This is a genomic window from Providencia sp. PROV267 (assembly GCF_028477825.1).
Classification (GTDB): domain Bacteria; phylum Pseudomonadota; class Gammaproteobacteria; order Enterobacterales; family Enterobacteriaceae; genus Providencia; species Providencia stuartii.
In genome coordinates, this window is record NZ_JAMPLX010000019.1 from 81,490 (window position 1) to 95,155 (window position 13,666).

Below are 13,666 nucleotides of genomic sequence, written 5' to 3' on the forward strand. Positions count from 1 at the left end.
CCGACACAGCAAACTACTGCTTACCATCCCAGTCTGGAAAGATCTCGGACGCCAAGTCGCGCCGTGCCTTATCGACGTCGATGCCGTTCAAGCGTTCCAGTGTTCTCTCCTTGGTATTCTTACGACTACCGTCAATGTTGAAGTCGCTACCGTTGCCGGTAAGGCTGTCGAGGTTTAGCGAACTCGGGTCCGGAAACTTGCCGTTCTGTTGCAGGATGCCAAGCCACTCATCTAGGTTCACCTTGCTCCAGTCGATCTCTGCTACTTTGTCCAACGGGATGCCACCACACTGAGGGTTCTTCGGATCACCAAAGGACTGACCCAGTTGAGGCCGAACTTGCTCTTGGATGATACGAGACAAGGGCGAGTTGAAGCAGCAGTATGCCTCTCGCTTCTCGACACAAGCACCAAGAACTTTCGACTTGCAGTACGAGCCGACATAGGAGCAGTTCTTGAGAGCCCTCTTGGCGTTCATGGTGAACTCATCTTCCTCGCATTTGTAAACCATCTGGATCATGACCATCGCCACGACATAGACCGTATATATTGTCATCGCTGTGCTCAGCCAAGTGGCAGCGCTTTCCATCATTCCTTCCTGAGCCATCTTACCAGCGCCTCCGGCAGCCGCCTCCTGAGTGGCAGCATCCTGCCCAAGTCCTTTCATGATGTCCGCCATGACCTCTTTAACCTGCTCGGTCAGTTGGTCCATCAATTCATCAATAACCTGCTCTACCGGTTGATAGAAGGAATCAACTGCGCCGGAGATATTCTCGATATAGCTGGTGAAAGGTTTGGTTATTTCGGTCCAGCCTTGTAAGACGGGCTCACGCAGGATCTGGTAAGCGCCTTTGATTGAATTACCGTTCTGGAGTCCCATCACTGCACCGTCCAGCTTTGGTACTGCCATGATCAGGTTAAGGTAGTCGGCTAGCGAAATGTTAGATGGCTTCTCGCAGCAATCAGATACACCTCCTACAGCTATTTTGCATTCACCAGCCTCCCCTGCGAATGCTGAACATACGACGTTCTCATCACCAGTTGGATTCTTGTCCCCATCTTGTCCAGTACAGCTCATATCCTGGGTCATAAACTGAGCCGCATTGAGAAGAGCTGTGGCACGGGCAAAGTCAGTGCTTTGGGTCTTTGACACATCGAGACAATCATCCCCCATGCAGCGGATAGGCCCTCCACACTGGTACTCGGTCTCCTTTTCAAGCGTTGGCACAGCCACATCGGAGCCGCAATCGTAGGTATCTTCATGCACATAGCAGGTACCGGATGCGCCCTTGGCCCCATCCACGCACTTAGAGCTGATAAAACCGCACTGCGGGTTATTCTCGAATTCAGTACAGCTATTGAGATTACCGCCCGAGTTGACCGGGCAATGAGTTTCCCCCTGGGGATCGGTCCAGCAGTCCATTTGCCCTTTGTAGAAGTCGTAGTCAGCTTTGACCCGCACCTTTTTGCAGAGCTTTGGAATGCCTGGCAGGGGTGACGGCTTGAGTTGTGATTCACAAACCTTGATGCCATTGATAACAGTGCAGCCAGTAGTATCGGTCGGGTTATCAATGCAGGTAATTTCCCCTTGAGCAAATCCGTCGGCTACGCCCTTGGCCGAATCCATACAGCTCTGCGGGGACCATTCATCCTTGGTAATGGCTTTGGATGGGTCATAACGGAGCTTAATGCGGCCATAGCCTTCACCTTCCCCGGTTACTGAAACCCGGATCTTGAATGTAACGACATCACCATTTTTCACATTCTTGAAATAGGGTGTGACATCAACATTTGGGTTCCGCTCCCAGCTCGTGGAAAGCTCACATTTACCAGCAGTTTCAGGAGGGAAGTTTCCATTCGGGCCAGACCACACCTTAGCCTCTTGGCCGGATTTACCGACCCAAACCTGCATATAGTCGTCCCACTTCACATATTCAAGCGTCGCGGAAACGATGGCGTCCGGGTTGCTTACCTGGACACGAGTGTATTCCTCATAGATTTTGCAGTTACCTGCCCAATAGTCATCCCCGACTTTACCAATCCAGAGCTCTGTACATCCTTCGCCACAAGACTTGAGGTTGTATGGACCGTCATAGTGCTTCACTACAGAGGCATCGTAATCATGAACCACTTCGCAATCAGCGCTTTGGTCAACAACGCGCTGGCATCGCTCATACTCAGGAACATGAGTATTGATAGCGTTCTGGCTGATGGTTGTTTCGGCAGAGCAATCTCCAAACCCATCAGCAATGAGGTCCATGTCCTCGTAGGTCTTTTTGCTCAAGTTCAGTATCGGGTCCTTACTGAAATCTGGACGTGAGCGGTTAGCTGCATCGAGGAGTACTTTGTAGGCAGCGCCTGAGATGGATGGATCGGCGCTATTCGCGTCGGACCAAAGAGCCCCCTTGGCGCTGTTGCCCACGTCGTCCATATCGTCGCCGGAATCATAAATACCCTGGAGCATGTCAACATCGGGTTTGTTGGCATCCGGGAAATAGTAGCTATCGGGTTGACCGTCACCACCGCTGGTACCGGGAAACAGGTCATTCACATTGATCTGGCTTCCACCATTCATCTGGAATTGACCGTCTTTCAGCGTCGGCATCGAGATCGTGCCGTTTTGGACCGAACCCGAGTTGGCTCTGAACGAATTGGCTAGGTCCTGCCCAAAGGTCTGAGCTTCTTTCCCAACAGAGGAAATATCCGGATTCTGACCGTCGGTGGCGTATGTATGGATCGGCAGCATCGACATTGTGACCGTCAGCAGCAAGGCCACTATTCTCATGAAGAGTGTTTGGTTTCTCATAGCATAGCTCTCAATAAAATCTTGAGAGCTATGCTATTCGGCTGAAGTAATAAACCTCCTACGCCAAACTGCCCAATTGCGGAAAATCACGCGGCTTTACTCTTATCGGCGACGCAAAAAGGACACTCGACGCAGGTCCTTTGGTTGACCGAGGTAAAGTACGTGCATTCACAATTATCGCACTGCTCAAGCATTGCATCACCACATCTGAGCTCAGATGCCAAACACCAGGCATCAGTGATATCGAAAGGAGCCCATCGAGCTCCTTTCATACCAGGAACTTCCTTGCGAATAGCGTGATACATACGAAATGCCTTGTTCAAGGCTTTGATATCAATCGATCTGATTACGTCCTCACCACCAATATTGCGGTAAAGCTGCATCAGCAGTGACGCCTGAATCTTGGAGGTGTGACTGTGAATAAGCGTGGCCCCGCCACGGAAGGTACGTGATCTGCGCTCCAGCTCGTATCCGTCGTTTTCGATGTCCTGATATAACCTGCGTACCTGTTTGTACGTCAGTCCCGTCTCGATCATGATGATTTTGGTGATGTAGCCAGCCAAGGCCATGTGGCGTGCAGCTATCCATCGGCCTAGCCACCCTGATTTATAATCCGTGCTTTTCTCCATTGTCAGGCTTCCTTGCTATTGGCGAACAAATTTCGGTATTGCATCCACAACGCTGCAATCACTATTGGAAGAGCTGCCGCGTAAAGCCAATCGCTTCGCTCCACCCCGTCAAGCGTAATCAGCGACGCGATAGACAAGGAAAAGAGGGCGGCAACGAACCAGACCAGTTTGTTTTTCTTGGTGTTCTTCATCACATATCTCCTACGATAAAACTAGGGTTTCAATTCCTTTCTATCACGAAAGTTCAGATATGCAATGCCAAGCACTGTGTTTTTTTACAGTATCATTTTTTGATACTTTGAAGACTTGCAGTTTCAGGTAATAATGAAATATTGGTCATAGAATGACCGGAGGTATTCAATATGAAACGTATATTTGGATGGAGCATAGTGCTGGCAACTTTGTTCGCTGCATACAAAATTGCTGGAAACGGAGGGCTTATTTTGTCCTTAATTCCATTAACTATTCTTATCGCCATTTTTGCGAATAGACATCCCAGAGACGCGGGTTCACAAGGTGTCAATTTTCAGGAATCGGTTAACTTTGATGACCAGGAAGACGTTAGTCTTCCCATTCCTGATGCTTCGGATACAGGGTCTGACTGGCGGGGAATACCTTATTGAAAGAACTTGCGTTACGCAGCGTCTTTCCTGTCAGTCTTCCCCGCCGGTGATTAACCTTCAACTCGAAGGATTAGTTTGCCATCCCTGCAAGCCAGTGCAGGGTGGCGCTGGGCTCGACTAAGCCATCCTCTCAATAAATGCTGACAAATACCTGTTTCCCTACTGGCGACCTTTAAGGCTTCAGCGCTGGTCACCAGGGCATCAGCAGCTCGCTCCACTGGAGTTACAAGCCAATCCCCGTATCCTTCCAGCATCATCAGTTTCAGTGTATTGATGACTAAGGTCGGAGTAATAGGACCGCACACTTCATGAGCTTCCAGCAGGCTATCCATGCTTGCCCATACCTGTTCCAGTTCGTCCTGAAGCTGGCGTTCCCGAAGTTTCAGTTGGACCAGTGCCGTATTCACGAACCACCTCCTTGCTTAACTGCAAAATAGCGCGAAACTGGTGCCAGATACCCCCCGGCCTGCTCTCGTCCGGCTCCAGCAGCTGACTCAATGATATCCGCTGTTTTGTTTGCCAAGGCGTCATCCCCCATTTCACGCCGGAGTTGAGCCCGATATTCCTGCTCCTTTCCATCACTTGCGCCCAGTATGGACGATGCAAACAACCGTGCACCCGCATCCGAATGGAGACCATGCTCTTGTATCGCGGTTTGCATGGCCAAATTACGAAACTCATCTCCGTACTGCTGCACAAAGGCCTCTGCATGCTCTGCACCTGCTTCGCTCGCGCTAGCAAGCGCTGCCGCGAAGAACATTCCACGCTCGCGAACCGACATGCCCTTGGCCGCCTCGGATAGATCCGATTTTCCAGTGAGCCATTCCTTGGCTGCATAGAAACCGGATACGCCTGCTCCGATAATGTCCCTACCCAGGTTGGCCGCACCAGTAGCCAAGAATCCTGGAAGGCCGTACTGATCTTTGATGTACTGATCTCCCTTGTGTGCGTCGGCAATAAACTGATCACGCTGCTCAGGCGTCATCCGTGCCAGTTGGTTCATCGAGTTGGCAAAGTCATTTGAGAATCCATCCATGGCCGCCCCTGAGCCGCCAACGATCTTGTCGAAGAATCGACCAGCCCCTTCAGACGAAGCAAAGATATTGGATGCGGTGGATGGTTCTACATTGGAGTTCATTATCTGCGTTCTCAGTGACCCCAATCGCTCATCCTGGAACGACTCCTTTTGATTGGCATGAACGACCTGTACTCGGCTCATATTCTTGTCATGCTGCTGGAATACGACATCCTCACCTGGCACGCGGCTTTCTGCCTTAGTGCGCTGTCCCTGCGTCATACGACTTGGGTCTTGGAGTTTCGGGGTATTAGAAAGACCTGTGATTGCCGGAGCTTGCTGGACAAGCAACTGGTTCTCGTTAAACCGCCCCACACCCTGAGTGACGACACCACCTGTAGCAGCCGAGATGGTCTCAGCCGCAACAGTCTGCTCGGCTCCCTTGCCGGAGTTCAAAAGCGCGTAAATTTGCCCACCGGCTAACGCCTGCGCGGAATCCATCCCCAATGCCTGATAGAACCGTGCTTTTTCGGCAGCGGCCTGACGAGTCTCCGGCGACGCCAAACGCATTCCATTCTGTAACAAGGTGCTTGCGGCTGGACTACCGACGGTAGAGGCCGCCAATGCCCGCATATCCATTTGACTAGCCGTGCCAATTGAACTTTGAGCGGAGGAAAGGCGCTGATACGTATTTTGAGCGCTAACGGCTTGTGTCGCGGATTGGGAAAGTTGCTCGCGTTGTTCCTCACCCAATGAATTGGTGAACCGCTGGCCTGACTCGGTGTTGGTTTGTCGCGCCAGATCTTGGGTCAACGCTGCGGAATCATCCTTGGAAAAGCCCAAATTCTTTGCCAGTTTATCCAGATCCGTGGTCAGTTGCTGACGCTGATCCATCGTTCTGGACTCAGCAGATCCCGAAACATCTCCCTGTACTTTCAATGGTGCGTCTTTGCCAACTGCTCCTGACTTCGCAGCGATTCGACCTATTGGCCCACCAATCACCGCAGCAAGCTTACCTGCATCAACTGATCCTGAAGCCTTCATAGCTATGGCACCAGCTATGGCATCAGTATGTGTTTCGGACAAACCGTACTGTCGTGCGTAATCCTGAGCCTGACCGTAAATTGCCTTGGCCTGACTCGAATCGGATGCCCTAAGAGTTTGGCCCAACCCCTGCAACCTGGCGTAGCTCTGTTCAGCCGATGCCCCGGAGAAAACCGAGTTTGATAGCTGTTCGGAGAAATTCCGCGTAGCTTGGGCAGATGCGGCCTGGCTGCTGCTAACCACTGAACTCAGGGTTTGTCCGATGTTCACCTTATCGACAAGCGACTCAGCTCCTGAGGCCATGGCACCACTGAACTGGTTATACGAGAACGCCGGTTGGCCTTTCATTACCGGATCTTGCTGCAGAAGATCAGGCGTTTGCATTTTCTCGTTTACGTGGTCGCCGCCGTTGATGCGCGAGGCTAGGCTGGTAAAGGCATAGGTGCTACCAGTGACGATGAACAAGGAAATGATCGGCGTAGCAGCGGCCAACATCCCACCCGTTGCGATCCAGTGTTGCAGCACGTCACCTGTCGATGACAGCGCATACATAGAGTCCAGCCCGGAGCTACTCAGGCTGGACATCTCCTTGGATGCCGCCGTGTGAACAAACAAGTTGATAATGGACAGAACTGGCATCCAAAGCTGAATCCAAAGGATGGTCTGTACATATTTGCCCGCCAGTTGGAGACCAAAACTCCCCATTACGATGATAAAGGCAATGATCGGCGTGATGGCGTAGATGAACCCTTCGAAGAAGGTCAACATTGGGCGAACCACCGTCATGAACATGGACTGTTCCGCCGCCCACTGGGTATTCCTCTGCTGAATGGCCTGGTTAATCATCAGCGCGGAGCCGTAGTCCTGTAAGTCCTGATAGCGACCAGCGGCAGCCTCGTAGTAAAGGGGTTCCAGCACGGCAGCCTTCAAATAATCGATGGATGATGTTGTCGAAGCTCCCATGGCTTGCAGCGAATCGCCGATTTTGGTGATGGCGTCATCGCCGGCACTGGTATCGATTCCCAGCAAGTTGTTCAAGGCATCAACCACCACAGGGCTATTCAGGTTTTCAGTGGCGTTACTGATGGCGACCCACCCGTCAGTACAGGTGTAATCGGCTCCATCGGGGTTAGATACCGAGAGATAAAGACGAGTCCCATAAAGTTGTGAGTTAAACCGAAGCGCTGTGTCTGTGGGACGATTCATGAGTTCATCCAAGGACATCAATCTGAGATCAACCTTGGTTAGAGTGCATTCTCGGATGTAGTTGTTCCAGGAAAGGCGAACATCTACGTATCCACCGCCATTGGCAGCATTGAGGGCGGTGAAGACTCCGGTATCATAAGCTCTTCTGCGAACATCATTCAGCAGCTTCAAAGTCTCCGAGAAGTGGCTTTCCGTGACGTTAGGTACGATAACCCCATATCCGGTCTCGAAAAGGTTGGTAATGGTGTACCCAACATTGGAGATCATCCCCCCCGCAAAGCCAACCAATAGCGGGACGTTGGCAACGACACGCACCTCGCCTGTATAGGCGTCTTCAATAGTCACGGTCGTTGTGGGCCCAAAAGAACAGGCATAGATGAGCCATCCCAGCAAAACCTGCTGGAAGTTGATCTGTCGAGCCCCCTGAAAGACAGACTGAATACAAATGATGAGCACTCCGAGTAACAAGCCAATGCTGACCATTTTCTCGAAGTCCCCGGTACCAGTAATCATGGATACCGCAATCAGGATTTGCTCCAGAAATGCGGAGTCACCGATCGAATGAATTGAAAAAGCTCCCATGTCAATTCTCCCTTAGTTCGTGCTGGGAGGATTGGACAAAGTAGCAAGCATGTATTTTTGCTTACGGATGTTGTCCAGAAGACTGTTGTATTTTTCTATCTGGCGGGCCAGATCTCCGTACTGGGATGACAAGACGGCGTATTCAGAACGGACTTGTTGCTGAGACTGTGACAATAGTTCCAGCGCCTCCTTCTTGTAAGGAGATTCACTGTTCGCCAAGGAGATACGGGCAGCCCGGAAGAACTCTTCTGTAAAGCTGTACATCATGGTCAAGGCGATGGCTCCTGAAGATTCCGTGGCGAACAGCGTCGCGCCATCGCGGGAGAGAACCGACAGGTTTCGGATAATGGTGCCTACGCCATTGGGGAGATTGGAAACAAAAGCCTTTTCTGCCCCGGTGAGTGTTCCGGAGTTTGTCGCATACTTGTAGATGACGCCAGGCGTGGAACTCGTTCCCAACAGCATGTCGGTAATCTTATTTTTGATTCCCTTCAGCTCTACTGATTTGGTGCCAGAGCCTCCAGAACCAGCCTCAAGACAGTTATTCGTGTCGCTACCACAAGAATAGATTTCTACTGTTCCGCCAAAGATGAGATCGCTAAGCGTAATTTTATTTCCGGGAAGAGATTGGATGGGATTGGTTTTCGACCCGGAACTAGAGGAGTTAGGATCATCTATAAGATCTCCAATGATAACAGTTCCGGTCAATGACATGATTGCTTCCAGCAATGTATTGTCTCCATACTGAAACCATGATGCGGCACCATTCTTCTTAAATTGCTTCCAAAGAATGTTCCCAATTTGCTTTTCATATTCTTGCGGTGCATTTTGCTTGGTCGTTTCCGGAGCAGATACGCCATCCTTTTCGCTGGTTGCCGAGAATATATCCTCATATAAACCTATTGCTGCCGACTTAATAATTCCCCCTGTTTTTTGTGCAACATCCAGCGACGACGCGGGATTGGTCACAAGCCCTTGCGCAAGCTGACAGGAATTACTTAAGTGTTGATTGAGCTCCTGAACTTTCTTCTGGAAGTTCTCAATCCATTTAGCCCCGTCTGGGAAAACATTATCGAGAGCAAGCTGGAACGCATAACCCTTCGCATTTGCCGCAACGGCCCTCATTAACTGAACAATCTGATCAGCGTTAACAAAAGATAAAGACCCACCAAATAAATCCACACCACCACATCCAGCCTTCCAAGAAGGAGGTGCGAAACTCACTAGGTTTTCATCGAATATCTTCGTTTTGGATGTTAATCGCCCCCCAGAGATCACCCCTCGGCGCTGAGTCTCGTAAACGCCTGGTGGAGTAGTGTTGCTCATCTCGTTAAATAGCTTGTCCATCTGTGCCTGTAGTCCATTTGCGGCAACGTTGGCAGATGCCAAGGTCGCTGTAACGGAAAGAGAGACAAGAAGTATCTTTAAGGACTTTTTCTTATGACTCATTTCAACCTCAATTTGCGGATAGTCGTTGGCTCCAGAGTAACCACCGATAATCGGCAAACCGAACGCTGTAAGTGTCCATTTTGGGCATCCTCTTACTAAATGTAGATAAACCTCATTAACTTTGTACGTTCAGAACATATTTCCATTTTTTTCAAGAAGATGCCTGCATGTTATTGCGTTTTGAAGAACCTATGGCAACCTAATCCCATTGCATAGGAGAAACCTCAATGACGAAGAAACTAACCGCAATAATTCTTGCTGCCGGACTGGCCTCAGGCTGCGCAACGACGACAAACAGCTACCAATACAAGGGAGACCATAGCCGCGCCTACAACTTGGCCCAGGCCGGAGGCCTCTACGACGCAAGAGATTACGACATCCCAAGGGATCAGCGAGACAGTGTTATCAGCAAGGGATGGGATGTCTCGGGTGACGCACTGCTGTTCAATTCCGGACATGGGCTTGGATTGAACTGGGGCAAGTCATTGGGCTTGGGCGTGTTGACCAGTGCCTTTGCACCACAGGGCGTTATGGAGCGAGACAGCGTATTTGGCTGGCTTCCGGAAACAAAAGCAGGTAATGCCAGAGAAGCCTGGGAACTGATGTCGAGTACTCTGCTCGATGGTATAGAGAAGACCTTACGGAAAGCGAATGTCAAATATGTTGTCGATAACAGGAACCTGCATCAGGACTTTCCTCTAATGTCGGAGTACATTTTTTCCTCGGTGCGAATTGTCGATCCCGAACATGGTTGCCCTGACTGGGAAAGTGCCAATCGAGACTATGACCAATCCTGTTACGTGGCCACGACCGTGTATGCCCCCACGGAAGAGCCACGAAAAGTGCCTGATTTCCTGATGGCCGGGCAAAATGGCTATGGCTTCTACGCAAATGATGAAGCGGATTACTCCCGCATAAAGGTGAACATCCCCAAAGGTTCCAACTTGGACAAGAACCAGTTGCTTGCAGGCATCAGCTATGAGCTTCCATCCTGGGCATTCATCTTTGTTGCATCGCAAAAGCTGGATACTGACGGCTACACGGCACCGGTGATCCTGACAACAGGGAAGGCCGAACTATTCATCACGCCGGATCAAGGATGAGCGTGTGGCATGATGCCCTGGAGATCGGTCTGCTTCATTTGGAGGAGACCGGCCTCTACTGTGATGGCATGACGTATGTGATCAGCCACCTGCTTCGGAAAGGCGGCATTCCCCACCGGTGCTTCATAGGCTATGTGAAAGACGAGAAACGTGGCGACCTGGTAGCGCCGCATTGCTGGGTAAAACTGGAGGGAGATGGTGATTGGGTTGTCGATCTCCGACTACGCACTTGGTTGGGAGATGATGACGAGGTACCTCATGGTGTGTTTCAAACGACTAAGTGGTCACGGTTCACTTATAAGGGAGAGCCTATGGTAGACATCAAGATGGACGAAGAGATAGTTGCTGCCATGACCGATGGAAAACTTTCACATGTGAAAGTTCCTGAACGCAACGATTACTCAGTACCGTTTTTACGGGATTTGTTATAGAGGTACAAACTTCCAAAAGTCACCACAGTAAAAAATGCCAGTAAGCTCAGCATTCCTATTGTAAAAGCGTCCATCTAGCTCTCCCAATCATTCGGTTCTATACTCTAACTTTACATCATTAAACGGTATATTCCAGTGGCAAGAACACTAGAGCAGCTCCTGGAGCAGGAGAAAACCGAAGTTGTAGCCGAGGCCAAACTCAAGGCATCAGAGATGCTCCGCATCGTGGATAAGCAGACAACGGCCAAACAGGATCATAAAGCTGATTCAGACGTTTCCTCTTCCCAAGAATAACAAAGGGCCAGACGAGCTGGCCCTTTGATTGTTCCCGTCGAACTAAAGTAGCTATTACGACAAACGTTGTATAGCGTCCTCAAGCCCCCGTTTAGCTTCTTGGATATTACCTACCACTAAGCTTGGTACATTCTCCAAATCAACATCGGTAAAATTGTTAACAATGGCGAGGATTGTGTCTTGTTGAACCTGATAATCAGAACGACGTTCCTGCTGGCCTGGGTTATCAGTAAGCGACAGCAGGAAAGCATCTACCTCATTTAGCGCCGTAGCGACCAACGTAGCATCATCCTTACAGGTGTAGACATCAAACGGCAAGCCATTACCAATGCCAGGATTTCCGTTTTTATCAACAATGACACCAATATCAATAACATCTTCCGATTCAAGTGCTTGAACGACCCGTTCATCAATATCAGCATCAATTGCGCGGTTCAATGCTTGAACAGCTTTCTTCATGTTTTCAATATTAACATGATCACATTTAGTCATTTTCATTCTCCTTTCGAAGGGTTGTTAAATTGGATAAATAATATCAATCCAATTGGCTCTGCAAAGACGCTGGATCTGCCCATTTTGGACAATCCAAGCGTTCTGTCAGAGTTTTTATCGAGGCGCGTATCCCGATTCAGCAAGACTCTTCTGCAATGCAGATAAAGCCTCTCTCATCAGATACGCATCATCGTCATCCACCGCATTGATCCGAACCTCGTTCCAGCCGATACGTTTTAAGAGTTGAGCCAAAGCCCAGGCATGGCGATCAGATAACTCAGTGGTGATTGTGATGGTGTCTTCCATTTTTCCTCCTTAAACAACAGGAGGGGAAACCCCCAGGGCTTCCCCAGAGGGTTTTCCGATTAATGGACTAAAAACGGTTCATCGCTATCACTTTCAGCAATCGTCAAATCGATAGTGAAAGTGATTTCGACTCGATCCACGGTCAGGTTGAACTCGCGAGCGTGTTCAACCAGATTATTTCGAAACACGGTTTCCGCCTCGTCATGGGATAAGGCCTCCACCGTTTCTGCCACCAACTCGCCTTCTTTCCCGGTGTAATTGACCTCGCGGTAATACACGCGGCCACATACGTCGAATTGATGGATTTCTTTTTGAGTTTGTCCCAGCATTTTCATTCTCCAAGAGTTTAAAAGCCGAGACTTAGCCCAACCGGGCAAAGTACCCGGCAGGGTGATTTAAGATAAAAAGGGCTATCGTTCTGAAAGGTTATTCACACCTTGGCCGACAAGAACTTCTTGTTGGAAGATATTGCAGCTCGCTCAGCAACCAGTTCCCCTTCTAGCGGCGCGTTTTCGATGGCATCGAAAACGCCGGATTGATTGCTACCGGAGGTAGCTCTCAACCATTCTCCGTTCAATGACTTGCTGACAGTAGCCAGCGGACTGACGACCCGTACGGGCCGCGTTTTTCTCAAGGATCGATATACCGCCATCGACGCCGCGTTTAATAGCTTGGCAACGATGGAAGCTCCGAAAGCAATGACGCCAACGGTAACAATCATGATCAAAACGAAAGTGGAAAAGTACATAAACACCTCCAATTAATTTGGAATTGAAGGGGCTACACCGCGTAACCGGTGAACCCCGGTTACGGGATAGGAAAGGACTTATTGGACGGTATTGAACCAATCCACGATTGGCTCAAATTTGTCACCCCATTCCATGATTTTCACGAAGTCTTCTGAGTTATCAGCTCTCGCTAATCCGCAGTAAGTTTTCGTATGACGACCATCAAGACACCGCAATACGGTGATATGAAGTGGTTCGCCAGATTCAGTTCTAGCGGCTGTTACCCCACGCCGTTGATGAACATGCGCATCATTAAGTGGCAGAATCAGACCGTTAACTTCGATTTTTGACATACAACACCTCAAATTTCTTTGAGGGTTCTCCCTTAACCGGAGAACCCCCGGTTAAGGGAAGGATTTAAGTTTGCTGTTTGTTTTTGGCGACCAGCTATCGCGCTCACTCAGCCAGAGGCTGAAGTTGTGAACACTGTAACAGCCAAGGCGTCAGGGGATACTCGCTGGAACTGCCCTTTTTGGGCGCATAGGTCAATATTTGAGATGCAGGAACTTTGTAGAGGGAGAAGTTGATGCGGCATCTGGCAAATATAGGGCTTATGATTCTGCTCATCCTGGGGCTGGTTGTCGCTGCCCATAATCCAGGTATGGCACTTGTGTTGTTGGTGATCCTGGGTATCTTTCGCCTGGCTCGGGTTCGCAAGAGCGCCGTAGCTGGCTGTAGGGAGAGCAGTTATCAACGTCGAAAGAAAAAGAGGAAAGGAGGATTCCAGGACTCCTATGACTATGACCAGAGGTGTCACATCGGCACGAGTGACGATTAACCCGGCGCTCCACCATCTTTTGGCCGGGGAGGATCGCCCGCGCGACCAAGCAATTCCCACAGGAGTCGGAACGCATAGAAGTGATCACGCAATGTAGTCGCACTAAGCCTCTGGTGCCTGGCG

At 50.0% G+C, this 13,666-nt stretch carries 15 protein-coding genes; 4 read left to right on the top strand and 11 right to left on the bottom strand.

Annotated features, from left to right (window positions below):
- Nucleotides 1–13 precede the first annotated feature (13 nt).
- The 3 genes from traN to PR709_RS13310 all read right to left on the bottom strand — a co-directional run bounded on the left by traN (nt 14) and on the right by PR709_RS13310 (nt 3,623).
- The gene (gene traN / locus PR709_RS13300; RefSeq protein ID WP_272570926.1) at nt 14–2,803 is read right to left on the bottom strand and encodes a conjugal transfer mating pair stabilization protein TraN; all 2,790 of its coding nucleotides are present in this window, start codon (nt 2,801–2,803) and stop codon (nt 14–16) included.
- Nucleotides 2,804–2,889: 86 nt separating this feature from the next.
- Nucleotides 2,890–3,432: a FlhC family transcriptional regulator gene (locus tag PR709_RS13305; RefSeq protein ID WP_040552118.1), complete on the bottom strand. Its 543-nt coding sequence runs from the start codon at nt 3,430–3,432 to the stop codon at nt 2,890–2,892.
- Nucleotides 3,433–3,434: 2 nt separating this feature from the next.
- Nucleotides 3,435–3,623, bottom strand: coding sequence for a hypothetical protein (locus PR709_RS13310; RefSeq protein ID WP_040552119.1), 189 nt, complete (start codon nt 3,621–3,623; stop codon nt 3,435–3,437).
- 171 nt (nt 3,624–3,794) lie between these two features.
- Between PR709_RS13310 and PR709_RS13315 the strand changes: the two genes are divergently transcribed.
- Nucleotides 3,795–4,055 (top strand): hypothetical protein, encoded by a 261-nt coding sequence (locus PR709_RS13315; protein ID WP_046127292.1) that lies wholly within the window; start codon nt 3,795–3,797, stop codon nt 4,053–4,055.
- 50 nt (nt 4,056–4,105) lie between these two features.
- Here the strand turns inward: PR709_RS13315 and PR709_RS13320 are convergent, their stop codons facing one another.
- Genes PR709_RS13320 through PR709_RS13330 form a run of 3 tightly spaced genes read right to left on the bottom strand, consistent with a single transcriptional unit; the run spans nt 4,106 to nt 9,408 of the window.
- Entirely contained in the window at nt 4,106–4,462 is a 357-nt protein-coding gene (locus tag PR709_RS13320) for a hypothetical protein (protein ID WP_046127291.1), read from the bottom strand.
- The gene (locus PR709_RS13325; protein ID WP_272570927.1) at nt 4,459–7,902 is read right to left on the bottom strand and encodes a conjugal transfer protein TraG N-terminal domain-containing protein; all 3,444 of its coding nucleotides are present in this window, start codon (nt 7,900–7,902) and stop codon (nt 4,459–4,461) included. Before PR709_RS13325 ends, PR709_RS13320 begins: the two co-directional genes overlap by 4 nt.
- A gap of 12 nt (nt 7,903–7,914) precedes the next feature.
- Entirely contained in the window at nt 7,915–9,408 is a 1,494-nt protein-coding gene (locus PR709_RS13330) for a conjugal transfer protein TraH (RefSeq protein ID WP_369507635.1), read from the bottom strand.
- Between the two features lie 170 nt (nt 9,409–9,578).
- Between PR709_RS13330 and PR709_RS13335 the strand changes: the two genes are divergently transcribed.
- The 3 genes from PR709_RS13335 to PR709_RS13345 all read left to right on the top strand — a co-directional run bounded on the left by PR709_RS13335 (nt 9,579) and on the right by PR709_RS13345 (nt 11,179).
- A complete protein-coding gene (locus tag PR709_RS13335; RefSeq protein ID WP_046127288.1) occupies nt 9,579–10,454 on the top strand; it encodes a hypothetical protein in 876 nt (291 codons plus the stop codon).
- Nucleotides 10,451–10,885, top strand: a complete 435-nt coding sequence (locus PR709_RS13340; protein ID WP_040552123.1) for a hypothetical protein — start codon at nt 10,451–10,453, stop codon at nt 10,883–10,885. Before PR709_RS13335 ends, PR709_RS13340 begins: the two co-directional genes overlap by 4 nt.
- Before the next feature lie 135 nt (nt 10,886–11,020).
- On the top strand, nt 11,021–11,179 hold the full coding sequence (locus PR709_RS13345) for a hypothetical protein (protein ID WP_165900089.1): 159 nt from the start codon (nt 11,021–11,023) through the stop codon (nt 11,177–11,179).
- Nucleotides 11,180–11,233: 54 nt separating this feature from the next.
- On the opposite strand, the gene PR709_RS13350 is transcribed toward PR709_RS13345, so the two are convergent.
- The 5 genes from PR709_RS13350 to PR709_RS13370 all read right to left on the bottom strand — a co-directional run bounded on the left by PR709_RS13350 (nt 11,234) and on the right by PR709_RS13370 (nt 13,058).
- Nucleotides 11,234–11,671 (bottom strand): hypothetical protein, encoded by a 438-nt coding sequence (locus PR709_RS13350; protein ID WP_046127287.1) that lies wholly within the window; start codon nt 11,669–11,671, stop codon nt 11,234–11,236.
- 114 nt (nt 11,672–11,785) lie between these two features.
- Entirely contained in the window at nt 11,786–11,977 is a 192-nt protein-coding gene (locus PR709_RS13355) for a DUF7706 family protein (RefSeq protein WP_181382292.1), read from the bottom strand.
- A 59-nt stretch (nt 11,978–12,036) separates the two neighbouring features.
- On the bottom strand, nt 12,037–12,306 hold the full coding sequence (locus tag PR709_RS13360; protein WP_046127286.1) for a hypothetical protein: 270 nt from the start codon (nt 12,304–12,306) through the stop codon (nt 12,037–12,039).
- A 101-nt stretch (nt 12,307–12,407) separates the two neighbouring features.
- Nucleotides 12,408–12,725 (bottom strand): hypothetical protein, encoded by a 318-nt coding sequence (locus PR709_RS13365; RefSeq protein WP_046127285.1) that lies wholly within the window; start codon nt 12,723–12,725, stop codon nt 12,408–12,410.
- A gap of 78 nt (nt 12,726–12,803) precedes the next feature.
- Nucleotides 12,804–13,058, bottom strand: coding sequence for a hypothetical protein (locus PR709_RS13370; protein ID WP_000034358.1), 255 nt, complete (start codon nt 13,056–13,058; stop codon nt 12,804–12,806).
- Nucleotides 13,059–13,666 lie beyond the last annotated feature (608 nt).